Source organism: Nonomuraea sp. NPDC049504, assembly GCF_040676845.1.
Taxonomy (GTDB): Bacteria; Actinomycetota; Actinomycetes; order Streptosporangiales; family Streptosporangiaceae; genus Nonomuraea; species Nonomuraea salmonea.
In genome coordinates, this window is the sequence record NZ_JBFAPT010000005.1 from 1 (window position 1) to 22576 (window position 22576).

Consider the following 22576-nt stretch of genomic DNA (forward strand, 5'->3'; position numbering starts at 1 on the left):
TCAAGACCGGCACCCTCTACGACGAGGCAACCGCCTGGTCGCGTCACACCGAGTCGCTTGCTGCTTGACAACTAAAGCTCCTGGGATGTCTTTCCATCGCCGCTCTCACCACGGCAGCCTGCGTGACGGCCACCGTCGTAACCCTTCAAGCACCCGCCCCCGTCGCGGCGGCAACCCGCCACGCCGCGCTGCCCCCCGGCTACCAACTCGTCACTCTGCCCAACGCGAACGTCCCCAACTTCCAGCGCCGTACGCTGTACTGCCCGGGCTCCAAGCGCGTCCTCGGCGGCGGAGCCGAAGCTCGCGGCAACGCCGCCATCCTGGTGGGGTCGTTCCCCACCAGCGACGGACGCGGCTGGATCGGCCTCGGCCGCCAAATCGGCTACAACGACGTCGGTATCAGCGTCTTCGCCATCTGCGCCGACTGAGAGACCATCATCACCGGCCCCCGCCGTCGAACGGGCGGGGGCCGGCCTGTGCGGGCCCGACGACGATCGCCGCCGGAGGACGCGGGGGCTTCCCCATGCGCGCGGTCCGCGCGAAGATGAGTTCATCTGGCGAACTCAGGAGTGACGATGACGTCGACCGTGCACCGGACCTGCCCCCTCTGCGAAGCCGTCTGCGGCCTGACGCTCACCCTCGACGCGACCGGGCACGTGACCGGCGTGCGCGGCGACAAGGACGACCCGTTCAGCAAGGGGTTCATCTGCCCGAAGGGCGCCAGCCTCGGCCGGCTCGACGAGGACCCCGACCGGCTGAGCGCGCCGCTCATCAGGGAGGGCGACCGGTGGCGCGAGGCGAGCTGGGAGGAGGCGTTCGCCGCCGTACGGGCGGGCCTGGAGCGCGTGGCGGACCGCCGCGAGGTGGCCGTCTACCTGGGCAACCCCAGCGCCCACACCATGGCGGGCGCCCTGTACGCCACCCCGCTCATCAAGTCGCTCGGCACCCGCAACGTCTTCTCCGCCAGCACCGCCGACCAGATGCCGAAGCACGTGGCGGCCGGGCTGATGTTCGGCCATCCGATGACGATCCCGGTGCCCGACCTGGACAGGACCGGCTACCTGCTGATGCTGGGCGCCAACCCGCTGGAGTCCAACGGCTCGCTGTGCACCGCGCCCGACTTCCCTGGCCGGCTCAAGGCCCTGCGGCGGCGCGGCGGCCGGCTGGTCGTGGTGGACCCCCGCCGTACGCGGACCGCGGCGCTGGCCGACGAGCACGTGTTCGTCAGGCCGGGCACGGACGCGTACCTGCTGTTCGGCATCGTGCACACGTTGTTCGCCGAGGACCTGGTCAGTCTGCGGCACGAGGTGAACGGGCTGGCCGAGGTCCGCGAGGCGGCCAAGCACTTCCCGCCCGACGCGGTCGCGCGCAGGACGGGCGTGCCCGCCGAGGTGGTGACCCGGCTGGCCAGGGAGCTGGCGGCGGCGCCGCGGGCGGCCGTGTACGCCAGGATCGGCACCTGCACGGCCGAGTTCGGCACGCTGGCCCAGTGGCTGGTCGACGTGCTCAACGTGCTGACCGGCAACCTCGACAGGCCGGGCGGCGTGATGTTCCCCAAGGCCGCGACGGAGTCGCCGGGGCGGCGCCGGCCGTACCAGGTGGGGCGCTGGCGCAGCCGGGTGCGCGGGCTGCCGGAGGCGAACGGCGAGCTGCCGGTCGCCACGCTGGCCGACGAGATCGAGACGCCGGGCGAGGGGCAGGTCAGGTTCCTGCTGACCATCGCCGGCAACCCCGTGCTGTCGGCGCCCAACGGGGCCCGGCTGGACAGGGCGTTCGAGCGGCTCGACTTCATGGTGAGCGTGGATCCGTACCTGAACGAGACCACCAGGCACGCGAACGTCATCCTGCCGCCGCCGCGCATCCTGCAGGCGGGACACTACGACTTCGCGCTGACCGGCTTCGCGGTGCGCAACTACGCGCGGTACTCGCCGCCGCTGCTGCCGCTGGACGGGCGGCCGTCGGAGGCGGAGATCCTGGCCAGGCTGGCGGGCATCGCCTCGGGGCTCGAAGGGGACCTGGACGCGTACGTCATCGACGAGACGCTGCGCAAGGCGGCGGAGACGCCCGGCTCCGGCGTCGAGGGGCGGGACGTGGCGGAGCTGCGCGCGCTGCTGGACGGCGACACGGGCGCGGAGCGGCGGCTCGACATGATGCTGCGGCTCGGCCCGTACGGCGAGTGGTCGGGAAAGGGCGACCTGTCGCTGCGCACGTTGCGGGACAACCCGCACGGCCTGGACCTGGGGCCGCTGCAGCCCCGGCTGGAGGAGGTGCTGCGGACGGCGTCCGGGCTGGTCGAGGTGGCTCCCCTGCGGCTGGTCGAGGACGTCGAGCGGCTGCGCGCCAGGCTTGCGGACGAGCCGGCGGAGATCGTCCTCATTGGCCGGCGCCACCTGCGCTCCAACAACAGCTGGATGCACAACGTCGAGCCGCTGGTGGGCGGCAGCAACACGTGCACGCTGCAGATCCACCCCGAGGACGTGGCCCGGCTCGGGCTGGCCGGCGAGGCGGTGGTGCGTTCGGCGAAGGGCGAGGTCACGGTGGCGCTGGAGCCGACCGACACGATCATGCCGGGCGTGGTCAGCCTGCCGCACGGCTGGGGACACGCGGGGAGCGCGCAGCGCGTGGCGGCCGGGCACGCGGGCGTCAGTGCCAACGCGCTCACGGACGAAACGGCGATCGATGCACCAAGTGGTAACGCAGTGTTCAACGGAGTTCCGGTCACGATTTCACCAACCGGGGTGATCACCGCACATTAGGGTGTCGCGCGTGACTATCGTGCCAGAAGAGGACCGCCTGAACGCCCAGATCGCCTTCGCCATCGAGATCGACAAGTTGAAGCGGATCATCCGCCGCAACCATCTCATCGACGGCTCGCGACGGGAGAACACCGCCGAGCACTCCTGGTACGTGGGCACGCTGGCGATGGTCCTCGGCGAGCACGCCCCACCCGGTACGGACCTGCAACGGGTCGTCGCCATGCTGCTGGTGCACGACCTGGTGGAGATCGACGCGGGCGACACGTTCATCTACGACCCGGTGGAGGTGGCCGCGCAGGCGGAGGTCGAGCGGGCCGCCGCCGACCGCATCTTCGGCCTGCTGCCCGCCGAGCAGGGGGCGTGGCTGCGGGAGTTGTGGGACGAGTTCGAGGAGCGCAAGACGCCGGAGGCGCGCTTCGCCAAGGCGCTCGACCGGTTCGCCCCGATCCTGGCCAATCACCACACCGAGGGCGGCACCTGGCCGCTGTTCAAAGTGACGGCGGGACAGGTCAGGGAGAAGGTGCGGATCATCGAGGAGGGCTCGCCCTCGCTCGGCGCGTACGCCCTGGAGCTGGTCGAACTCTCCGTGGCCAGGGGACACCTGTCCGAGTGATCCCCACATGGCCGGGGTAGGGGACTTGTCGTGAAAGAGACAGTACGCGCGAAGCGTCGGCAGTTGCGGGGGTTCGCCGGGCCGGTTGCGCTAGCCGATCGGCTCGAGAAATCGAAAGGCATGGACCGGCCGATCAGGGCGCTCGCCAAGGTCGTCCGCCGGCGGCTGCGCCAGGGCAGGCTGCGCGACATGCTGCACGGCGTGCCGCTGGGCGAGCCCGTGCACCCGTCGCTGGCCACGGTGAGCCTCGGCTGCTGGCTCTCCACCGCCGTGCTGGACCTCGCGGACGCCGACCCCAGGGCCTCCCGCCTGCTGCTGACCACCGGCATCATCAACGCGCTGCCCACGGCGGCGTCCGGGGTGACCGACTGGTCGATGCTGCATCGGGAGCAGCAGCGGGTGGGGTTCGTCCACATGGTGGCCAACACGGCCGCGCTCGGCCTGTTCAGCGCGTCCCTGCTGGCCCGGCTGCGCGGGCGCGAGCGGCCAGGACGGCTGCTGTCGTACGCGGGGCTCGCCGTCGGCGGGCTCGGGGCGTACCTCGGCGGGCATCTCGCGCACCGGCAGGCGGCCGGCGCCAACCACGCGCCGCAGGTGACGCACCTGGTGCCGCTGGGCTGGCACGACCTGTGCCCGATCAAGGACCTGCCGGAGGGCCGGCCTGTCGCGCGGCGGCTCGGCTACATCCAGCTCTTCGTGCTGCGCCAGGGCGAGGGCGTCACCGTGCTCGGCGACCGCTGCCCGCACCTGGCGGGCCCGCTGCACCAGGGCCGCCTGGTCATGCAGGACGGCGAGGCGTGCGTGGTGTGCCCGTGGCACAGCAGCACGTTCCGGCTGTCGGACGGCTCGGTCAAGCACGGGCCCGCGACAGCGCCCGCGCCGGTGTTCGAGACGCGGATCAGGAGGGACGGCACCGTCCAGGTGCGTCCTGGGTTGACCTGAAGTTTGCTTGAGGTCCTACGGTCGCAGGCATGGGAAAGATCCTGGTGACCGGTGCGACCGGCAATGTCGGCAGTCATGTGGTGTCCCGGCTCGCCGAGGCGGGGCTGGACGTACGCGCGTTCGCGAGGCGGCCCGAGCGGGCGCCGGCGGGCGTCGAGGCCGTTCAGGGAGACCTGAGGGCACCCGAGAGCCTGGAGCCCGCGCTGAAGGACGTGGAGAGCGTCTTCCTGCTCTGGCCCGGCTTCTCCGTGGGCAACGCGGAGGAAGTGGTGGAGGCCGTCGCCCGGCACGCGCGGCGGGTGGTCTACCTGTCGGCGAACGTGCCGGGCGCCGATGACACGCACTACGCCGCGATCGAGCGGCTGATCCGGCGCACGCCGCTCAACTGGACGTTCCTGCGGCCCGGCGGCTTCGCGGTCAACACCCTGGGCTGGGCGGAGCAGATCAGGCAGGGCGTGGTGCGCTGGCCGTACGGGCAGGCGTCCAGGGCGCTCATCCACGAGAAGGACATCGCGGCCGTGGCCGTGCACGCACTCACCTCGGCGGGGCACAACGGCGCCGCGTACCACCTGACCGGGCCCGCCGAGCTGACCCAGATCGAGCAGGTCCGCACGATCGGCGAGGTGGTCGGCCGCGAGGTGCGCTGGGCGGAGCAGCCGATCGAGGAGGCCCGCGAGCAGCTGCTGGCCGCCTGGGGCGAGCCGGCGTTCGTGGAGCAGGCGCTGACGGCCTGGGGCTCCTTCGTGGCCGCGCCCGAGCGGGCCGTCGACACCGTGCAGCGGCTGCTCGGCCGCCCTGCCCTGACGTTCAGGCAGTGGGCCGAGGACCACGCGGCGGACTTCCGTTAGGCCTCGTCGGCGGGGTGCTCGACCAGCGCGAGGATGCGGCTGGACATGAACCTCGCGGTACGCACCGGCGTGCCGCTCCTGGTGACCTCGCTCACCTCGACGAACCCGCGCCGGGTGGCCACCTCGACCCGCCGGCCGGCGCGGGTGGCCGTGATCTCGTAGATGCGCGGTGATGACCCACCCGCGTCGATGACGATCTCCACCCGGTCACCTTTCATGACCAGGTCATACCCATCACGACTTATCCGTACACCAGTACGATAATCGCGACAATGCCGACGCAGACGATGACCCCCCGCAGGATCGGCGCCGGGATGCGCCGGCCCAGCCGGGCGCCTGCGAAGCCACCCACGATCGCGCCCAGCGCCACCCCGGCCGCCGCCTGCCAGTCGATGTCGGCCACGAACAGGAACAGCACCGCGGCCACCCCGTTGACCAGCAGCGCGAGCACGTTCTTTGCCGCGTTGACGCGCTGCAGGCCATCGTCCAGGAAGATGCCGAGCAGCCCGATCAGCAGCACGCCCTGCGCCGCGCCGAAGTAGCCGCCGTAGATGCCCGCGCCCAGCACGCCCAGCCACAGCATGGGGCCGCCGTGCGGATGCGGCCGGTCGCGGCGGGCGGCCATCCATATGTTGAGCCGCGGCTGCACCATGACCAGCACGCAGGCCAGCGCGATCAGCGCCACCACCACGACCTCGAAGACCGCCGGATCGAGGAACAGCAGCAGGATCCCGCCGACCAGCGCGCCCAGCGCCGAGGCCATGCCCAGCCGCAGCAGGCGGTCACGCTGGCCGCGCAGCTCCGCGCGGTAGCCGTACGCGGCGGTGAAGGAGCCGGGCACCAGGCCGACGGTGTTGGAGACGTTCGCCACGACGGGATCGACGCCGAGCGCCACCAGCGTCGGGAACGTGATCAGCGAGCCCGACCCCACCACGGCGTTGATGGCACCGGCGATCACGCCGACGCCGCAGACGACGGCCAGCTCCCACCCCGTCACGCGTTCCTCCCGAGACCGCCGTCACTTGCTCCCGGTCAGAACGCTCACCGGGTGTCCGGGCCCTTGGGGGGTGTGGTGAAGAGGCCGCCCAGGCTTTCCAGGACCTTTCCCATTTCGGATGGGACGATCCAGATTTTATTGGCGTCGCCTTTGGCGATCTCGGGGAGGGTCTGCAGATATTGGTAGGCGAGCAGCTGCTGGCTCGGGTTGCCCTCATGGATGGCCCTGAACACCATGCCGATCGCGTCGGCCTGCCCCTTGGCCCGCATCGCCTGCGCCTCCGCCTCGGCCTGCGCGCGCAGCACCGCCGCCTCCGCCTCGCCGCGCGCCCGCAGCACCGCCGCCTGCTTCTCGCCCTCGGCGGCCAGGATCGCCGCCTGGCGCTGCCCCTCGGCGGTCAGCACGGCGGCCCGCTTGTCGCGGTCGGCGCGCATCTGCTTCTCCATCGAGTCCTGGATGGAGACGGGCGGGTCGATGGCCTTGAGCTCGACCCGGTTGACCCGGATGCCCCACTTGCCGGTCGCGTCATCCAGCACGCCGCGCAGCGCGGTGTTGATGTCCTCGCGCGAGGTCAGCGTGCGCTCGAGGTCCATGCCGCCGACGACGTTGCGCAGCGTGGTGACCGTGAGCTGCTCGACGCCGATGAGGAAGTTCGCGATCTCGTACGTGGCCGCCTTGGGATTGGTGACCTGGAAGTAGATGACGGTGTCGATGGACACCACGAGGTTGTCGGAGGTGATCACCGGCTGCGGCGGGAACGAGACCACCTGCTCGCGCAGGTCGATCATGTCCTTCACCCGGTCGATGAACGGCACCACCAGGTTGAGCCCCGGCGAGAGCGTGCGGTGATAGCGGCCGAGCCGCTCGATGATGGCGGCCGTGGCCTGCGGGATGATGCGGATCGTACGGGCCACTCCGAAGCCGACCGCCGCGACCACGACGATGGCGACGACGAGCTGCTCGACGGACATGGCGACGCTCCGAAGCCGAGGGAACCGACTCCGTAGATCCTATTCGCCCTTCGCTTGACCCGTCCCTTACCGAACGAAACGGTGATCAGTGGGCTCTGGCGTACCAGCGGCCCTCCGCGCTGCGCTCAAGCGACAGCGGCACCCCGAACGTCTCCGACAGGTTCTCGGCCGTCATCACGTGCTCGAGCGGCCCCTGCGCCACCACCGAGCCGTGCCGCAGCAGCAGCCCGTGGGTGAAGCCGGCGGGCACCTCCTCCACGTGGTGCGTCACCAGCACCAGCGTCGGCGCGCGGTAGTCGCCGGCGAGCAGCGAGAGCCGGCGCACGAGGTCTTCCCTGCCGCCCAGGTCGAGGCCCGCGGCCGGCTCGTCGAGCAGCAGCATCTCGGGGTCGGGCATGAGCGCGCGGGCGATCTGCACGCGCTTGCGCTCGCCCTCGGACAGCGTGCCGAACCTGCGCCTGATCAGGTGGGCCGCGCCCATCATGTCGATCAGCTCGACGGCCCTGGTCACGTCGTTGGAGTCGTACTCCTCCGTCCAGCGGCCCATGATCGCGTAGGAGGCCGTCAGCACGAGGTCGATGACCTTCTCCTCCGGCGGGATGCGCTCGGCCAGCGCGGCGCTCGCCAGGCCGATGCGCGGCCGCAGATCGAACACGTCGGCCTGCCCCAGCCGCTCGCCCAGCACCTCGACCAGGCCCTCACTCGGATAGAGCAGCGTGGCGGCGACCTGCAGCAAGGTCGTCTTGCCCGCGCCGTTGGGCCCGATGACGACCCACCGCTCGTCCTCGTTGACCGTCCAGTCGATGCCGCGCAGCAGGGCCGCTCCGTCGCGCCTGACGGCGACGTCCTGGAGCCGCAGCACCTGACCACCCATCCCCGATACCTCCTTAGGAGTCACCCTCGGGACAAACCTATTGCAGGGCGAGCGCTTATCGTGGACCGGTGCTCCCTGAATCGACTGTCTGCCCATCCCTGGTCGCCTGGGGCAACGCGTGGCTGTCCGGTCACGTGGGCCTCGACGAGGCGGCTGACCACGTAGAAGCCGCAGGCGGGCCCGCCATCGTGGGCGAGCTGCCGCTGCGAAGGCATCTCGCGAACCTGCGCTCCGACGGCCTGCGCGAGTTGCGGCTCGCGCTGCCCGCGCCGGGCGACCCGCTCGGCCTGTCGGGTCCTCCCGCGTTCAACTCGGCGGCGGTCGACGCCGGTCAGGCCGTCATCGCGGTGCTCGCCGACCGCAACCTCGGCCTGGTGCCCTCGCTCGACCGGCGCGGGTCGTCGTACGTCGGCGTGCGGTTCGACGTGCACGACGCCGGCCCCGTACGCCATGACCTGCCCTCGCTGGCCGAGGCGGAGCGTGACCTGTCCGACGCGATGCGCGCCGCCACCGAAGCGCTCACCTCGGTCGACGGCCCCGTGGGCGACCGGCCGGGCCGTCCCGTGCGCGGCGGCGAGCTGGCGCCAGGCTACCCGGGGCGGGCCCACCGGGTCTCCACCCTCGCCACGCGGCTGGCCGCTGTGCTGCGCCTGGCCGACTCGCGCGGGCTCACCACCGGGCAGGTCGCCGTACGCGAGAACGCGCTGCGCGAGCTCGACCGCGCCGTGCGCCGCGCGCTGGTCGCCGCCCACCACGCGATCTTCGAACCCGTACGCCACCAGTAGCTCAGCCCAGCCCATGGCGGACGGCGTAGAGCGCCGCCTGGGTGCGGTCCTGGACGCCCAGCTTCATCAGCACGTTCGAGACGTGGGTCTTCACCGTCTTCTCCGCCACGGCCAGGCTGCGCGCGATCTCCCTGTTGGACCGGCCGGCCGCGATGAGCGCCAGCACCTCACCCTCCCGCTCGGTCAGCGGCACGGGACCCGGCGCCTGTCCGTTGCCCGGCGTGGCCAGCATCGCCCCTGCCGCCTCCGGCGCGAGCAGCACCTGACCGCCGTGCACCGCGCGAACGGCCTGGACCAGCGCCTGCGGATCGACGTCCTTGTAGAGGAAGCCGGCCGCGCCCGCCCGCATCGCGGGCCCGACGTCGGCCGGGTCGCTCACCGAGGTCAGCACGACCACGCGGGTGGGCGTGCCGGTGAGCCGTTCGAGCGCGCCGAGCCCGTCGAGCACCGGCATCTTCAGGTCGAGCAGCAGCACGTCGGGCGAGAGCTCGCCGACCAGCTCGACGGCCTGCGCGCCGTCGCCCGCCTCGCCGACGACCGTGATGTCGTCCTGGAGGTCGAGGAACGTGCGCAGCCCCTGCCGCACCACCGGATGGTCGTCGGCGATCAGCACCCGGATCACGCGCTCACCTCCATGCGGACGGTCGTCCCCGCACCGGGGGCCGACGCCACTGTCATCACGCCTCCGACGGATTCGGCCCTGTCGCGCATCGACACCAGCCCGAGCCCCCGCCGCGGGTCCGCCGGGTCGAAGCCCTTGCCGTCGTCGTGCACGCTCAGCACCAGCCTGCCGTCCTCGTCCGCCAGCCGCACCCGCACGTTCGCCGCCCCCGAGTGCCGCAGCGCGTTGTGCAGCGCCTCCTGGGCCACCCGCAGCACCGCCACCTCGGTCTCGGGCGCCAGCGCCGGCAGCTCGCCGCACTCGAACGCCACCAGGGGCGGGTGCAGCCGGTCGAGCAGGCGTACGTGCTTGCGCAGCGTCTCCGTCAGCCCGTGGCGGTCGAGCTCGGCCGGCCGCAGCTCCACGATGACCGCGCGCAGCTCGGAGATCGCCTCGCCGGCCAGCCGCTGCACCCGGTCGAGCTCGGCGGCGGCCTTGCCGGTGTCCTTGTCCAGCAGGGCGCCGGCGGCCTGCGCGGACAGCCGCAGCGAGAACAGCTTCTGGCTGACCGCGTCGTGCAGCTCCCTCGCCATGCGGTTGCGCTCCTCCAGCATGGCCAGCTCGCGGCTGTGCTCATAGAGCCTGGCGTTGGTCAGCGCGATGGCCGCGTGCGCGGCGAACAGCGTGAGCAACTCCTGGTCGGCGTCGGTGAACCCGCCGCCGCGCCGCTTGTTGGCCAGGAAGATGATGCCGAGCACCCGGTCGCCGTCGCGGATCGGCACCCCGAGGAAGTCCTTCATCACCGGGTGGGCCTTCGGCCACCACTCGAACCGCTCGTCCTTGCGCAGGTCGGGCAGCCTGACCGGGGTGCCGTCGCGCAGCATCGCGCCGAGCATGCCGTGCTGGCGGGGCAGCGGGCCGATCGCGTCCCACTGCTTGTCGGTCAGGCCCTCGGCGACGAACTCGGCGAACGAGCCGTCGTCGTCGGGCACGCCGAGCGCGGCGTAGCGGGCGTCGAGCAGGCGCTGCGCCGAGCGTACGATGACCTGCAGCACCTCGCGCACCGACAGGTGGCGGGTGACCGCGAGCACGGCCGAGCTCACCGCCTGCATGATCTCGTCTCGGTCGGAAGGCACGTCGGAGGGCACGCGACCCACTCTATGGTCCTAGGACGAAGTGCCCAGGCACCGGCCGGTCCTCGGCCCGATGTCCGCGCGGCCGTCCGTTCCTAGCGTCGGTGTCATGACGAACACCGCACTCATCACCGGAGCTTCACGAGGTCTCGGCCTGGCCCTGGCCAGGGCGCTCGGCGCGGCGGGCTGGCGCCTCGTCCTCACCGCGCGCGGCGCCGAGGACCTCGACAGGGCCGCCGCCGAGCTGGGCGCGACCGCGATCGCCGGCGACGTGACCGACCCCGCGCACGTGGCCCGTCTGGCCGCCGCGGCGCCCTCGCTGGACCTGCTGGTCAACAACGCGAGCGACCTCGGCGTGACGCCGCTGCCGCACCTCGCGGACCACCCGCTGGAGGCGTTCAGAGGGCTGCTGGAGACGAACGTCACCGCGCCGCTCGCGCTCATCCAGGCCACGCTGCCGGCGCTGCGGGCGTCCGGCGGCTCGATCGTGAACGTCACCTCCGACGCCGCCACCGGCGCGTACGAGGGCTGGGGCGGCTACGGCGCCACCAAGGCCGCGCTGGAGCAGCTGTCCAACGTGCTGGCCGCCGAGGAGCCCGGCCTGCGCGTCTGGTGGGTCGATCCCGGCGAGATGAACACCCGCATGCTGGCCGACGCCGTCGGCGCCCACGAGGCCGCGGGCGCCGCCGACCCGGCCAAGGTGGCGGCGGCGCTGTACGACCTGGTCAGCTCCCGCCCCGCGAGCGGCAAGGTGAGCCTGCATTGACCTCCTCCCCCTCGTGAACGAGGGGGATTCCCACGGTCGCCCGTGAGGCTTCCTGCTTCACCGCCGGTCGCCCGCCCGAGAAAGGAACTCTCGTTGAGGTCTTACACCAGCTCCACAGGCGTTTCACCTCTCCGCCGGCCCGGCGGCGAGGATGTTTCCGATCGTTCGTCCGGTGGCTTGGTCATCGCCACCGTCGAACACACTACCGAACCCTGCGGTGCCGCACGGCGTTTTGACGCCGGTTCGCCTGACGGCGAACCGGCCGCCCCTGTCCTGCTCCGCAGGGGTCCGATTCCTCTCCCGCCTGAAGGCGGGAGTTTCCTCGGAGGTATTCGATGACCGCCGCGCTGGACTTCTCGCTGCCGCCAGGACTGTCCGCCCACGAACCGCCCGAGGCGCGCGGCACGGCCAGGGACGGGGTGCGCCTGCTCGTCTCGCGCGGCGACCGCGACCCGTCACATCACCACTTCCACGACCTGCCCTCCCTGCTGGACCCCGGCGACCTCATCGTGGTCAACAACTCCGCGACGCTGCCCGCCGCCGTCCGGCTCGACCGGCTCGCCGTGCATTTCTCCACCGCGCGGCAGGACGGCGCGTGGCTGGTCGAGCTGCGCCGGCGCACCTCCAAGGCGAGCGAGCCTTACGCGGGGGGCGAGCCGGGCGAGTGGCTGCCCATGCCGGGAGGCGCCACGCTGCGGCTGCTCGGGCGCGAGACGCCGCGGCTGTGGCGGGCCGTGCTCGACCGGGACGTGGAGGCGTACCTGCGGGTGCACGGGGTGCCGATCCGCTACTCGTACGTGGAGCGCGACTGGCCGATCGAGGCGTACCAGACGGTGTTCGCGACCGTGCCGGGCAGCGCGGAGATGCCGAGCGCGGCGCGGCCGTTCACCGAGGCGCTGGTGACGGCGCTGGTGTCGCGGGGCGTCGGCATCGCGCCGATCACGCTGCACACGGGGGTGGCCTCGCCGGAGAAGGACGAGCCGCCCTACGCCGAGCGGTACGAGGTGCCCGCGTCCACGGCCGACCTGGTGAACCTGACCAGGCGGAACGGCGGCCGGGTGGTGGCGGCGGGCACGACCGTCGTACGGGCGCTGGAGACCGCCGTCGACGCCGCGGGAGTGGTCTCCGCCTCCCGGGGGTGGACCGGGCACGTGGTGACGCCGGAGGGTGGCGTACGGGCCGTCTCCGGGTTGATCACCGGGTTGCACGAGCCGCGGTCGAGCCACCTGATGATGCTGACGGCGATCGCGGGCGAGGGGGCGCTGGCGCGGGCGTACGAGGAGGCGTTGCGGGAGAGTTATCTGTGGCACGAGTTCGGGGACACGCACCTGATTCTGCAGAAATGAGCTTTACCCCGGTTTGCCCACGTGATAGGAAAAGCCGACATTTACGGGGGCTTAGTGTGTCGCGTCCCCGTTTTCCATCCACGACGGAGACGTTTGTATGCGTAACTCTCTGCCCAAGGTCGCGACGGTCGCATTAGCGGCGGGCGCCCTGCTGCTTTCCGCCGCCCCCGCTTCCGCCACCGCCCAGGACGACCCGTTCTCCGTCTTCGACGTGCAGGTCAAGGCGCCGAAGAAGGTCAAGCGCGGCGGAAAGATCTCCTACACCGTCGTCGCCCGCAACAAGGGCCCCCACTACGCCGACTACTACTTCCTGGGCGGCGAGTTCCCCAAGGGCATCGACCTGAAGAAGGTCTACTACCGCTCCAGCGTCAAGGGCACGGAGTGCGGGCTCGACGGCCGGGCGCTGTACTGCTTCGTGCCCAAGGTCGTCGAGAAGGGCGAGAGCATCGCCATGATCTTCGACGTCAAGCTCACCAAGAAGGCCAAGGGCACCCAGACCGCCAAGCTCGGCATCGTCTCCTACGACGTCCAGACGGGCATGGAGAACATGAGCAAGGAGGAGCTCGACCGGCTCGGCATCCCCGTCCACGGCTACGCGAAGACGGTCAAAACCAAGATCGTTCGCTGACCCCGTCCCTGCTGCGCCCGAGCCCGAATGCGCGACCTGCTGCGCGAGCACCGGATCGGGCGCAGTACCGTGACTGAATGTGGACCAGCGCACCCTCCTGATCACACTCACCGGCCCCGACCGCCCCGGCGTCACCTCCCGGCTCTTCTCCGTCCTGTCGAAGTTCCCCGTGACAGTGGCCGACATCGAGCAGGTCGTCATCCGAGGCCGCCTGACGCTCGGCGTGCTCGTCGCGTACGCGGGCGGGCCGTCCACCGGCACCGGCACCACGCTCGGCGCCATGTGGACCGCCGTCGAGCGCGTCGCCGAAGACCTCGGCATGGAGGTGGAGCTGTCCACCGGCTCCCAGGCCAAGGAGCAGCGCCGCCGCGGCCGCCTGTCGGTCAGCGTGCTCGGCGCCACCCTCTCGCCGGCCGCCATGGCGGGCATCGCCGGCCGCATCGCCGCCGCCGGCGCCAACATCGACCGCATCGAACGCCTCGCCCAGTGGCCCGTCACCTGCATCGAGCTGTCGGTCTCCGGCGCCGACCCGGCCGCCCTGCGCGTCGAGCTCGCCGCCGAGGCCGCGCAGCAGGAGGTCGACGTCGCCGTCCAGCGCACCGGCCTGTCCCGCAGGGCCAAGCGGCTCATCGTCATGGACGTCGACTCCACCCTCATCCAGGGCGAGGTCATCGAGCTGCTGGCCGCCCACGCCGGCTGCCTCGACGAGGTCGCCCGCGTCACCGAGGAGGCCATGCGCGGCGAGCTCGACTTCGCCGAATCGCTCAAGCGGCGCGTCGCGCTGCTCGAAGGGCTGCCCGCCGAGGTGTTCGAGCAGGTGCGCAAGGAGGTCGTGCTGACCCCAGGCGCCCGCACGCTGGTCCGCACACTCAAGCGGCTCGACTACCGCTTCGCCATCGTCAGCGGCGGCTTCACCCAGATCACCGACGCGCTGGTCGACGAGCTCGGCATCGACTACTCCGCCGCGAACGTCCTGGAGGTCTTCGACGGCAGGCTCACCGGGCGCGTCGTCGGCGAGATCGTCGACCGGCCGGGCAAGGCGCGGGCGCTCGAACGCTTCGCCCACGAGGCCGGCCTGCCGATCTCCCAGACCGTGGCCATCGGCGACGGCGCCAACGACCTCGACATGATCGCGGCGGCCGGGCTCGGCATCGCGTTCAACGCCAAGCCGGTCGTCCGCCAGGCCGCCGACACGGCCGTCAACACGCCGTACCTCGACTCGATCCTCTACCTGCTGGGCATCTCCCGCGACGAGGTGGAGGCCGCCGACGCCGAGGACGCCGTCCTGCCCGCCCTCTGATCAGTGCCCTTTGTCCGGGGCCCAGCGGCTGATCAGGCGGCCCTCGCCCGGTGACAGCTGCTCCCAGGACGGCTCCACCGCGATCGCCGCGAACGACCCCGGCCTGAACCCGTAGTCGCCGCCCGCCAGCCCCAGGGCCAGCTCATGGACGCCCGGATTGTGCCCGCACAGCGCCACCGTGCCCGCCTCGGGGTCGGCGCGGCGCAGGAGCTCCAGCAGCTCGTCCGGGTACGCCTCGTAGATGTCCCGCTCGTAGCTGACCTCCACGCCGGGGAAGGCCAGCTCCGCGGTGCGCCGCGTCCTGGCCGCAGGTGAGCACAGAACCACGTCGGGGGCCAGCCCCGCCGCCCTGATCTCCTCGCCCGCCCGCTTGGCGTCCTGCTCGCCCTGATCCGTCAGCGGGCGCTCCCAGTCGACCAGGCCCGGCACGGAGGCGGCCTTGGCGTGCCGCAGCACGATCAACGTACGCACGCGCTCATCCCCTCGACGCCCAGACCGCGAGGCCCACGATCACGGCCAGGATGGCGACCATGGCCAGCAGGATCATGCCCAGGGTCTTGCCGCCGCTGGGCTGCTGCTTGTCATCGTTCACGCGCCCAGTTTCCCACCCGACCCCCCAGCCCCCACCGCCACCTTCCCCTCCACACAAACCGCCCGCCCCCACCTTCCCCTTCCAACAAAAGGACGCCCGCCCCCACCTACGGGGACGGGCGCCTCACACGCTCAACGAACTACGAGGCCACAGGCTCGTGCTCGCGGTTGTTGTTGTTCGCCGGCTCGATGGCCACCGACCGCCGCTTGGACACGATGATCGCGCCCACCACGACCGCCACCGCGACCACGGTGATGCCGATCCGCAGGGCCGGGTTGCCCGCGTACAGCACCACGGCCGGCGCCACCAGCAGCGCCACCAGGTTCATCACCTTGATCAGCGGGTTAATGGCAGGACCGGCGGTGTCCTTGAACGGGTCACCGACGGTGTCACCGATGACCGTGGCGGCGTGCGCCTCGGAGCCCTTGCCGCCGTGGTGACCGTCCTCGACGAGCTTCTTGGCGTTGTCCCAGGCACCACCGGAGTTGGCGAGGAAGACGGCCATCAGCGTGCCGCAGGCGATGGCACCGGCGAGGAAGGCGCCGAGCGACGCGTACCCCAGCGCGAACCCGACCGCGATCGGCGTCATGACCGCCAGCAGACCGGGCGTGGCCAGCTCGCGCAGCGAGTCGCGGGTGCAGATGTCCACGACGCGGCCGTACTCGGGCTTCTCGGTGCCGTCCATGATGCCGGGCTTGTTGCGGAACTGGTCGCGTACCTCGAAGACCACCCGCATCGCGGCCCGCCCGACCGCCATGATGGCGAGCCCGGAGAACAGGAACACCACCGCGGCGCCGATGATCAGACCGACCAGCACGTTCGGCTGGTCGATGCTGAGGCTGAAGGACGCGAACGTGCCGAGCGCGTCCTTGACCGACGCCGTGGCGGTGGCCAGCTCGTTCTCCACCGCCGTACGGAACGCGCCGAACAGCGCCGTCGCCGCCAGCACCGCCGTCGCGATGGCGATGCCCTTGGTGATCGCCTTCGTGGTGTTGCCGACCGCGTCGAGGCTGGTCAGCACCCGCGCGCCCTCGCCCTCGACGTCGCCGGACATCTCCGCGATGCCCTGCGCGTTGTCGGAGACCGGGCCGAAGGTGTCCATGGAGACGATGACGCCGACCGTGGTCAGCAGACCGGTGCCGGCGAGCGCCACCGCGAACAGCGCGATCGTCACGTTCCCGAACCCGAGCAGGAACGCGCCGTAGACGGCGCCGCCGATGATCAGCGCGGAGTACACCGCCGACTCGAGGCCGACGCTGATGCCCGCCAGGATGACGGTCGCAGGGCCGGTGGCCGAGCTCTCGCCGATCTCCCTGACCGGGCGGCGGTTGGTCTCGGTGAAGTAGCCGGTGAGCAGCTGGATCGCGCTGGCCAGCACGAGACCGATCAGCACCGCGCCGATGGCGATGAGCCGCGGGTCGGCGTCGGACTGCACAGTGGAGCCGGTCAGACCGGAGAAGCTGCTCGGCAGGTACCAGAACGCGGCCGCCGCCACGAGCACCGCCGAGATGCCGGCGGAGATGAAGAAGCTGCGGTTGATCGCCGCCATGCCGTTGCGGTCGCGGTCCCGCATGCCGGTGACGAAGATGCCGATGATCGCGGTGATCACACCGATCATCGGGACGATGAGGGGGAAGATCAGCCCCTCCTCGCCGAACGCCACCCGGCCCAGGATGAGGCTCGCGACCAGCATGACCGCGTACGACTCGAACAGGTCGGCCGCCATGCCGGCGCAGTCGCCGACGTTGTCGCCCACGTTGTCGGCGATGGTCGCGGCGTTGCGCGGGTCGTCCTCGGGAATGCCCTGCTCGACCTTGCCGACCAGGTCGGCGCCCACGTCGGCGGCCTTGGTGAAGATGCCGCCGCCGACTCGCATGAACATCGCCAGCAGCGCCGCGCCGAAGCCGAAGCCTTCGAGCACGCCAGGCGCGTTGCCCTGGTAGATGAAGACCACGACCGCCGCGCCCAGCAGGCCGAGGCCCACCGTGAACATGCCGGCCACACCGCCGGTACGGAACGCGATGCGCATCGCCCGCTTCTCACCGGCGTCATTGGCGGCGGCGGCGACGCGCACGTTTCCGCGCACCGCGAGCCACATGCCCATGAACCCGGTCAGCGCGGAGAACACCGCCCCGACCACGAAGAAGATCGAACGTCCGATGCGTACGTCCGTCTCTCCCGGTAGCAGGAGCAGCAGGAAGGGAATCACGATGACGAAGATCGCCAACGTGCGGAACTGACGCGTGAGATAGGCCGCGGCGCCTTCTTGTACGGCGCGCGCGATGTTCTGCATTCGTTCGGTGCCCTGGCCGGCGGACAGCACTTCGCGCACCAGGCCGCCGGCGACGGCTAGCGCGATCAGTGCGACCGCGGCGACCACGATCACAATAGTGAGATTGTTTCCGCTCAGAACCAGATTGGACGCTGGCTCCGCTGCCAGCATGTGCCTGCTCATCGTTCTCCTCGGCAAGACCGGTCGTCCTGCCCGGGCGGTGCTGCAGTTTTCCTCGGCGGGTGGTGCGGCACCATCCGGGTTGTGGGTGCCGCTTCCGGTTGAATCCGCGTTCCGCCGGATCACCTTGGCCGGTGCCGGGAGTCTACGCAGGCAGTCCGTGGATATGAAGGCTCTGGCGGTCGCTAATTGTGCGAGTGTCTAGTAATCCCCTGACAGTGCCCTGGTTTGGGATCTGACACCAGAAATTTCCAAGCCTTTACGGTCACAGCAAGGCACCATTTCGGGCCGCCCGAAACCCCGATTCTTGCGGCGTTCCCGCCCCTTGACCGCACCCCTCCATCCCCACCGCCTTCGGGCCTCCCCGTACGTACCGGACCCTCCTGCACCCCCTTGGCTTGACCCCGCACCTCCCGCCGACCCAAACCCACCCCTCCGGGATACGCACGACGACAACCCGCCGTTCGATCCTCAGACGGCCTCCCTGACACGCATGCCGTCCCGCCCCACGCCCGAACCCACCCCCACTACCACCCAATACGCACAAATCGCCCCTTGGGGGCACAGAGAGGCCCTCAGCAGCCTTCCACCGACCTCAGAGCAGCAGCCTTGACGCCCGAACTCTCACCCACGCAACCCTCAGCGCGAACGGCCTCTTCCTCAGGCTCCGACCGCAGGCAGCACTGGGCAGACCACATCAGCCTTTGTCCGACATCGGCTCTTGACCGCCATAGGCGCTTGACCGCCGTCAGCGCATGACCGCCATCAGCCCTCGGCCGCCATCAGCTTCGACCGCCATCGCGGAAGCCGGAGACCGCCCTGCCGGCAGCACAAAGCCGCGGACCTTGGCCGAACCACCTCGACCTCAGCCCGCAGCTACCTCAACTTCGAATGCCGGAGGCGGCCCTCAGTCCATACTGCAGAACCGCTGACATCAGCCCGTGCCCCGGCCTCCAGAACCACCCGGAAAGCCGCCCGAAGGCCACCCGAAGGCCTCCGCAACGCCCCCAAAGCCCGCCCGCCTCACCCCGCCTGGGATGGGGTTGGGCTGACCAGGGCGGCTCGGCTCAGATGGTCCCGGTGTTGGTGTTGCTGCCGACGGCAGCCGGCCAACTCATCCGGATATTCGTGCCTTTGGGGCTGGGAAACACCTCGACATCATCGGCCAACCCTTCGATGACCGCGATCCCGAAGTTGGACATGAACGAGTCAGAGAGCATGCCCAGGTCCAGCGGCTTTTCTTGCTTGATCTCCTCGCTGGGAGCCAGGTCACTGACCGTGACCTCGAAACGCCCCGAATCGTCACGTAGCTCGATGCGGATGGGCTCGCCCGGACAGTGCACTCGATGCGCCTCGACTGCCCGGGAACATGCCTCACCCACGGCGAGCCTGACTTCGTCCAGCAGGGACTCCTCCACACCGGTGCGGCGCGCGATAGCCGTCGCGACCAGCCGTGCGGTGCGCACGTGTGCGGGGAGGGCGCTGAACGTGAGCTCGACGGTAGCCATGCTACTTGTCTTTGCCGTGAGCTTCCTTGGCCTCGTCGACCGAAGCGTAGATCCCGAAGACCTTGGTCAGCCCGGTGATCCGGAAGATCTTGAGGATGCGCTCCTGCGTGCAGACCAGCTCCAGCGAGCCGTCGTGCGCGCGAACTCGCTTGAGCCCCCCGACCAGGACCCCGAGGCCCGTGGAGTCGAGGAAGTCGACCTTCTCCATGTTCACAAGAAGGTGGAAGTTGCCCTTGTTGACCAGATCGATGAGGAGCTCACGCAATCTCGGCGCCGTGTAGACATCGATCTCACCCTCGACCTCCACGATGGTGAGTCGGTCTTCGGTGCGGTGATCCAACTTCAGATCCACAGATCCTCCAGCGCCTCGCCTGCGAAAGTAGTCTTGCCGGCCTGGCAATCTGGAGCGTGGCCCCAGACTGTCCGACCCTGACGCGCGGCATTCAACCACGCGCCTGGCTTGTGTCTATACGAAATCACGATTCCCGGCGACTTTGCCCACGGATGCAAGACTGGAAACAGTGACTTCCACCGGATCCTCCCCAGAACAGACGGCATCACTCCTCCGCCACCTGCTCGGCGTACCCTCACGTCGCGCGCGTGTCACCCATGTGGAGCATGTTCCCGCACGTCAGGCGGGTCAAGTGCGCTGGCCGGAGTGGACGCCGGAAGTCCTCGTTACGCGCTTGGCGAACCGCGGGGTGACAGGACTCTGGCCTCACCAGTACGAGGCCGCCGACCTGGCATTCCGTGGCCGAAACGTGATCATTTCGACCGGTACGGCGTCGGGCAAGTCCCTCGCGTACCTCACCCCGGCGGTCGCCGCCTCCCTCGACGGCGGCACGGTTCTTTACCTGACCCCTACCAAGGCATTGGCCGCCGACCAGCTCCGCAGCTTGCGCGCGCTGCGCATCACCCAGCTCCGCGCGGCCTGCTTCGACGGTGACACCCCCTTCGAGGAACGCACCTGGGTACGCCAGCACGCCAACTACGTACTGACAAATCCCGACATGCTGCACCGCAGCATCCTTCCCCGCCACGCGCAGTGGTCGTCGTTCTTCCGCCGCCTGCGCCTGGTCGTGGTGGACGAGTGCCACGGCTACCGCGGCGTCTTCGGCTCGCACGTCGCCCAGATCCTGCGCCGCCTCCGCCGCGCCTGCGCCCGCTACAACTCCACCCCCACCTTCATGCTCGCCTCGGCGACGGCCAGCGAGCCCGGGCTGTTCGGGCGGAGGCTGACGGGGCTCGAGATGGACGAGGTGACGGTGGACACCTCGCCCAAGGGCGCGACCACCATCGCGCTGTGGGAGCCGCCCCTGACGGAGCTGCGGGGCGAAGGCGGGGCCCCCGTACGCCGCACGGCCACGGCGGAGGCCGCCGACCTGCTGGCCGACCTCGTCCTGGCCGACGTACGCACCCTCGCCTTCGTCCGCTCAAGGAGAGGGGCAGAAACAGTAGCCCTCTCGGCCCGCGCCAAACTGGCCGACGTAGCCTTCTCCCTCCCCTACACCCCACCCCCGACCCCTCTCCCTTCGACCGGGGACACCGAGCACCCGGACACGCCGTCTCCACACGAGAACCAGGCCACCCAGCACCCGAGCCGAACCCCCCTGGGCACGGACCACTCATCCCCCAGCTCAGAACACGCTGCTCCAGCCTCGGAACACACACGGGCCGCCCACACCGCCGAATCATCCGAACAAGCCCGGGACCACACACCGGCCGCCCACACCGCCGCATCAACCGAACAAGCCCGGGACCACACACCGGCCGTCCACACCGGAACCTCGCGGGGGCCGGTCCCGTCCGCCGCCCTCTCCGGGGAATCACCGTCCTCCCTGGAGACAGCGTCCCCCTTTGGATCACCGTCCCCCCTCGAATCACCGTCCTCCCTCGCCTGGGCGATCCCGGAGTCGGCCGAAGCCGACCTCGCCGAGCTCCCCAACAAGATCGCCGCGTACCGGGCGGGCTACCTCGCCGAAGACCGCCGCCTCCTGGAGAAGGCCCTCCGCGCAGGCACGATCATGGGCTTGGCCACCACCAACGCCCTCGAACTCGGCGTGGACGTCTCCGGCCTCGACGCCGTGCTGATCGCCGGCTGGCCGGGCACCCGCGCCTCGCTCTGGCAGCAGGCGGGCAGGGCGGGCCGCGACGGCAGGGACGCACTGGCCGTACTGATCGCCAGGGACGACCCGTTGGACACCTACCTCGTGCACCACCCCGAGGCCCTGTTCGGCCGCCCGGTGGAGGCGATCGTCCTCGACCCGGACAACCCGTACGTCCTGGGCCCCCACCTCTGCGCCGCCGCCGCCGAGATCCCGCTGAGCGAGGACGACCTGCCCATCTTCGGCCCCACCACCGCCAAGGTCCTCGACGACCTGGTGGCGGACGGCATGCTCAGGAAGCGTCCGGCCGGCTGGTTCTGGACCAGGCGCGAGCGGGCCACGGACCTCGCCGACATCCGAGGTGGCGGAGGAGCCCCGATCCAGGTCGTGGAGTCGTCCACAGGCCGCCTGCTGGGCAGCGTGGACGAGCCCTCCGCGCACACCACCGTGCACACGGGGGCGATCTACCTGCACCAGGGCGAGACCTTCCTCGTGGAGCTCCTGGACCTGGACGCCGGAGTGGCCCTGGTCTCCAGCGCCAACCCGGACTACACGACCTTCGCCCGCGACATCACCGACATCTCCATCCTTGCCACTGAACGCTCCCAACCTCTGGGCCCCGGCACCCTCCACTTCGGCGAGGTGGAGGTGACCCGCCAAGTCGTCTCGTACCTGAAGAGGCGCCTCCAATCAGGCGAATCGCTCGGCGACGAACCTCTGGAGCTGCCGCCCCGAACCCTCCGCACCCGCGCCGTCTGGTGGACGCTGCCCGCCTCGGCCGTGGCCCTGCTGGCCGAAGCCGACATCGACCTGGGCGGCGCCGCCCACGCCGCCGAGCACGCCGCCATCGGCCTCCTCCCGTTGTTCGCGACCTGCGACCGCTGGGACATCGGCGGCGTCTCCACCGAACTGCACGCCGACACGGGCCTGCTCACTGTCTTCGTGTACGACGGCCATGAGGGCGGCGCCGGCTTCGCCGAACGCGGCTACGCCCGCGCCACCGACTGGCTCACCGCCACCCGCGAAGCCATCATGTCCTGCGAATGCGAACGCGGCTGCCCGTCCTGCATCCAATCCCCCAAATGCGGCAACGGCAACGAACCCCTACACAAAAGAGGCGCCATCCGCCTCCTCAACACATTGCTATCCCCGCAATAAAACTCACGCGCTTGCGACATGACGTCAGCCAAACCACCGCCGTAACAGACAAGAGTTACCGGCCCAACACCTGATGCCCGCCGCCTGAAACCCTACCCCGAACACTCTTTCCACCTGCACCGAGACCGGCATTTTCAGCGCACCGCTGAACCACCCATCCCCTCGGCATCCCGCACCCAGCGGGACCCCGAACCCCGCCAC

Annotated in this window: 21 protein-coding genes; 11 read left to right on the forward strand and 10 right to left on the reverse strand. The window is 70.6% G+C overall.

The annotated features are described in order from the left end of the window. Nucleotides 1-122 precede the first annotated feature (122 nt). From AB0K28_RS11335 to AB0K28_RS11355, 5 genes are all read left to right on the forward strand, one after another. Nucleotides 123-428, forward strand: coding sequence for a hypothetical protein (locus tag AB0K28_RS11335; RefSeq protein ID WP_364368044.1), 306 nt, complete (start codon nt 123-125; stop codon nt 426-428). A 147-nt stretch (nt 429-575) separates the two neighbouring features. Further along, nucleotides 576-2756 carry a molybdopterin-dependent oxidoreductase gene (locus AB0K28_RS11340; protein ID WP_364368047.1) on the forward strand — a complete coding sequence of 727 codons (2181 nt, stop codon included), beginning with the start codon at nt 576-578 and terminating at the stop codon, nt 2754-2756. Nucleotide 2757: 1 nt separating this feature from the next. After that, the gene (locus AB0K28_RS11345; RefSeq protein WP_364368050.1) at nt 2758-3369 is read left to right on the forward strand and encodes an HD domain-containing protein; all 612 of its coding nucleotides are present in this window, start codon (nt 2758-2760) and stop codon (nt 3367-3369) included. A 120-nt stretch (nt 3370-3489) separates the two neighbouring features. Next, the gene (locus AB0K28_RS11350) at nt 3490-4311 is read left to right on the forward strand and encodes a Rieske 2Fe-2S domain-containing protein (protein WP_345394210.1); all 822 of its coding nucleotides are present in this window, start codon (nt 3490-3492) and stop codon (nt 4309-4311) included. A 29-nt stretch (nt 4312-4340) separates the two neighbouring features. Next, the gene (locus tag AB0K28_RS11355) at nt 4341-5159 is read left to right on the forward strand and encodes an NAD(P)H-binding protein (protein WP_364368053.1); all 819 of its coding nucleotides are present in this window, start codon (nt 4341-4343) and stop codon (nt 5157-5159) included. Here AB0K28_RS11355 and AB0K28_RS11360 read toward each other — a convergent pair. From AB0K28_RS11360 to AB0K28_RS11375, 4 genes are all read right to left on the reverse strand, one after another. Beyond that, the gene (locus AB0K28_RS11360) at nt 5156-5377 is read right to left on the reverse strand and encodes a hypothetical protein (RefSeq protein ID WP_364368056.1); all 222 of its coding nucleotides are present in this window, start codon (nt 5375-5377) and stop codon (nt 5156-5158) included. The two genes, AB0K28_RS11355 and AB0K28_RS11360, sit on opposite strands and share 4 nt — an antisense overlap. A 23-nt stretch (nt 5378-5400) precedes the next feature. Further along, nucleotides 5401-6156, reverse strand: a complete 756-nt coding sequence (locus tag AB0K28_RS11365; RefSeq protein ID WP_364368059.1) for a sulfite exporter TauE/SafE family protein — start codon at nt 6154-6156, stop codon at nt 5401-5403. A 44-nt stretch (nt 6157-6200) separates the two neighbouring features. After that, nucleotides 6201-7127 (reverse strand): SPFH domain-containing protein, encoded by a 927-nt coding sequence (locus AB0K28_RS11370; RefSeq protein WP_364368062.1) that lies wholly within the window; start codon nt 7125-7127, stop codon nt 6201-6203. An 85-nt stretch (nt 7128-7212) separates the two neighbouring features. Further along, entirely contained in the window at nt 7213-8001 is a 789-nt protein-coding gene (locus AB0K28_RS11375) for an ABC transporter ATP-binding protein (RefSeq protein ID WP_345394195.1), read from the reverse strand. A 68-nt stretch (nt 8002-8069) separates the two neighbouring features. Between AB0K28_RS11375 and AB0K28_RS11380 the strand changes: the two genes are divergently transcribed. Further along, nucleotides 8070-8786, forward strand: a complete 717-nt coding sequence (locus AB0K28_RS11380) for a hypothetical protein (RefSeq protein WP_364368066.1) — start codon at nt 8070-8072, stop codon at nt 8784-8786. Nucleotide 8787: 1 nt separating this feature from the next. On the opposite strand, the gene AB0K28_RS11385 is transcribed toward AB0K28_RS11380, so the two are convergent. Beyond that, complete coding sequence (locus tag AB0K28_RS11385) at nt 8788-9408, reverse strand: response regulator transcription factor (RefSeq protein ID WP_364368069.1); 621 nt, start codon at nt 9406-9408, stop codon at nt 8788-8790. Continuing rightward, complete coding sequence (locus AB0K28_RS11390) at nt 9405-10535, reverse strand: GAF domain-containing sensor histidine kinase (protein WP_364368072.1); 1131 nt, start codon at nt 10533-10535, stop codon at nt 9405-9407. Before AB0K28_RS11390 ends, AB0K28_RS11385 begins: the two co-directional genes overlap by 4 nt. Before the next feature lie 94 nt (nt 10536-10629). Between AB0K28_RS11390 and AB0K28_RS11395 the strand changes: the two genes are divergently transcribed. From AB0K28_RS11395 to serB, 4 genes are all read left to right on the forward strand, one after another. Next, nucleotides 10630-11286, forward strand: coding sequence for an SDR family oxidoreductase (locus AB0K28_RS11395; protein WP_345394183.1), 657 nt, complete (start codon nt 10630-10632; stop codon nt 11284-11286). A gap of 335 nt (nt 11287-11621) precedes the next feature. Then, entirely contained in the window at nt 11622-12632 is a 1011-nt protein-coding gene (locus AB0K28_RS11400; protein ID WP_364368075.1) for an S-adenosylmethionine:tRNA ribosyltransferase-isomerase, read from the forward strand. Between the two features lie 97 nt (nt 12633-12729). Then, on the forward strand, nt 12730-13260 hold the full coding sequence (locus AB0K28_RS11405; RefSeq protein ID WP_364368078.1) for a hypothetical protein: 531 nt from the start codon (nt 12730-12732) through the stop codon (nt 13258-13260). 79 nt (nt 13261-13339) lie between these two features. Next, nucleotides 13340-14560 carry a phosphoserine phosphatase SerB gene (serB, locus tag AB0K28_RS11410; protein WP_345394171.1) on the forward strand — a complete coding sequence of 407 codons (1221 nt, stop codon included), beginning with the start codon at nt 13340-13342 and terminating at the stop codon, nt 14558-14560. Here the strand turns inward: serB and AB0K28_RS11415 are convergent, their stop codons facing one another. The 4 genes from AB0K28_RS11415 to AB0K28_RS11430 all read right to left on the reverse strand — a co-directional run bounded on the left by AB0K28_RS11415 (nt 14561) and on the right by AB0K28_RS11430 (nt 19464). Next, a complete protein-coding gene (locus AB0K28_RS11415) occupies nt 14561-15031 on the reverse strand; it encodes a histidine phosphatase family protein (RefSeq protein WP_364368081.1) in 471 nt (156 codons plus the stop codon). It abuts the gene before it with no gap. Between the two features lie 260 nt (nt 15032-15291). Next, nucleotides 15292-17607, reverse strand: coding sequence for a sodium-translocating pyrophosphatase (locus AB0K28_RS11420; RefSeq protein ID WP_345394165.1), 2316 nt, complete (start codon nt 17605-17607; stop codon nt 15292-15294). Nucleotides 17608-18671: 1064 nt separating this feature from the next. After that, the gene (locus AB0K28_RS11425) at nt 18672-19112 is read right to left on the reverse strand and encodes an ATP-binding protein (protein ID WP_364368084.1); all 441 of its coding nucleotides are present in this window, start codon (nt 19110-19112) and stop codon (nt 18672-18674) included. Nucleotide 19113: 1 nt separating this feature from the next. Beyond that, nucleotides 19114-19464: an STAS domain-containing protein gene (locus AB0K28_RS11430; RefSeq protein ID WP_043629845.1), complete on the reverse strand. Its 351-nt coding sequence runs from the start codon at nt 19462-19464 to the stop codon at nt 19114-19116. A gap of 409 nt (nt 19465-19873) precedes the next feature. On the opposite strand from AB0K28_RS11430, the gene AB0K28_RS11435 reads away from it, so the two are divergent. Beyond that, nucleotides 19874-22375 (forward strand): DEAD/DEAH box helicase, encoded by a 2502-nt coding sequence (locus tag AB0K28_RS11435; RefSeq protein ID WP_364368087.1) that lies wholly within the window; start codon nt 19874-19876, stop codon nt 22373-22375. Nucleotides 22376-22576 lie beyond the last annotated feature (201 nt).

Coding starts and splice junctions, on each gene's coding strand:
- AB0K28_RS11340 (WP_364368047.1), top strand. CDS start 576: ATGACGTCGACCGTGCACCGGACCTGCCCCCTCTGCGAAGCCGTCTGC.
- AB0K28_RS11350 (WP_345394210.1), top strand. CDS start 3,490: ATGGACCGGCCGATCAGGGCGCTCGCCAAGGTCGTCCGCCGGCGGCTG.
- AB0K28_RS11355 (WP_364368053.1), top strand. CDS start 4,341: ATGGGAAAGATCCTGGTGACCGGTGCGACCGGCAATGTCGGCAGTCAT.
- AB0K28_RS11360 (WP_364368056.1), bottom strand. CDS start 5,377: ATGAAAGGTGACCGGGTGGAGATCGTCATCGACGCGGGTGGGTCATCA.
- AB0K28_RS11370 (WP_364368062.1), bottom strand. CDS start 7,127: ATGTCCGTCGAGCAGCTCGTCGTCGCCATCGTCGTGGTCGCGGCGGTC.
- AB0K28_RS11375 (WP_345394195.1), bottom strand. CDS start 8,001: ATGGGTGGTCAGGTGCTGCGGCTCCAGGACGTCGCCGTCAGGCGCGAC.
- AB0K28_RS11395 (WP_345394183.1), top strand. CDS start 10,630: ATGACGAACACCGCACTCATCACCGGAGCTTCACGAGGTCTCGGCCTG.
- AB0K28_RS11400 (WP_364368075.1), top strand. CDS start 11,622: ATGACCGCCGCGCTGGACTTCTCGCTGCCGCCAGGACTGTCCGCCCAC.
- AB0K28_RS11405 (WP_364368078.1), top strand. CDS start 12,730: ATGCGTAACTCTCTGCCCAAGGTCGCGACGGTCGCATTAGCGGCGGGC.
- AB0K28_RS11420 (WP_345394165.1), bottom strand. CDS start 17,607: ATGAGCAGGCACATGCTGGCAGCGGAGCCAGCGTCCAATCTGGTTCTG.
- AB0K28_RS11425 (WP_364368084.1), bottom strand. CDS start 19,112: ATGGCTACCGTCGAGCTCACGTTCAGCGCCCTCCCCGCACACGTGCGC.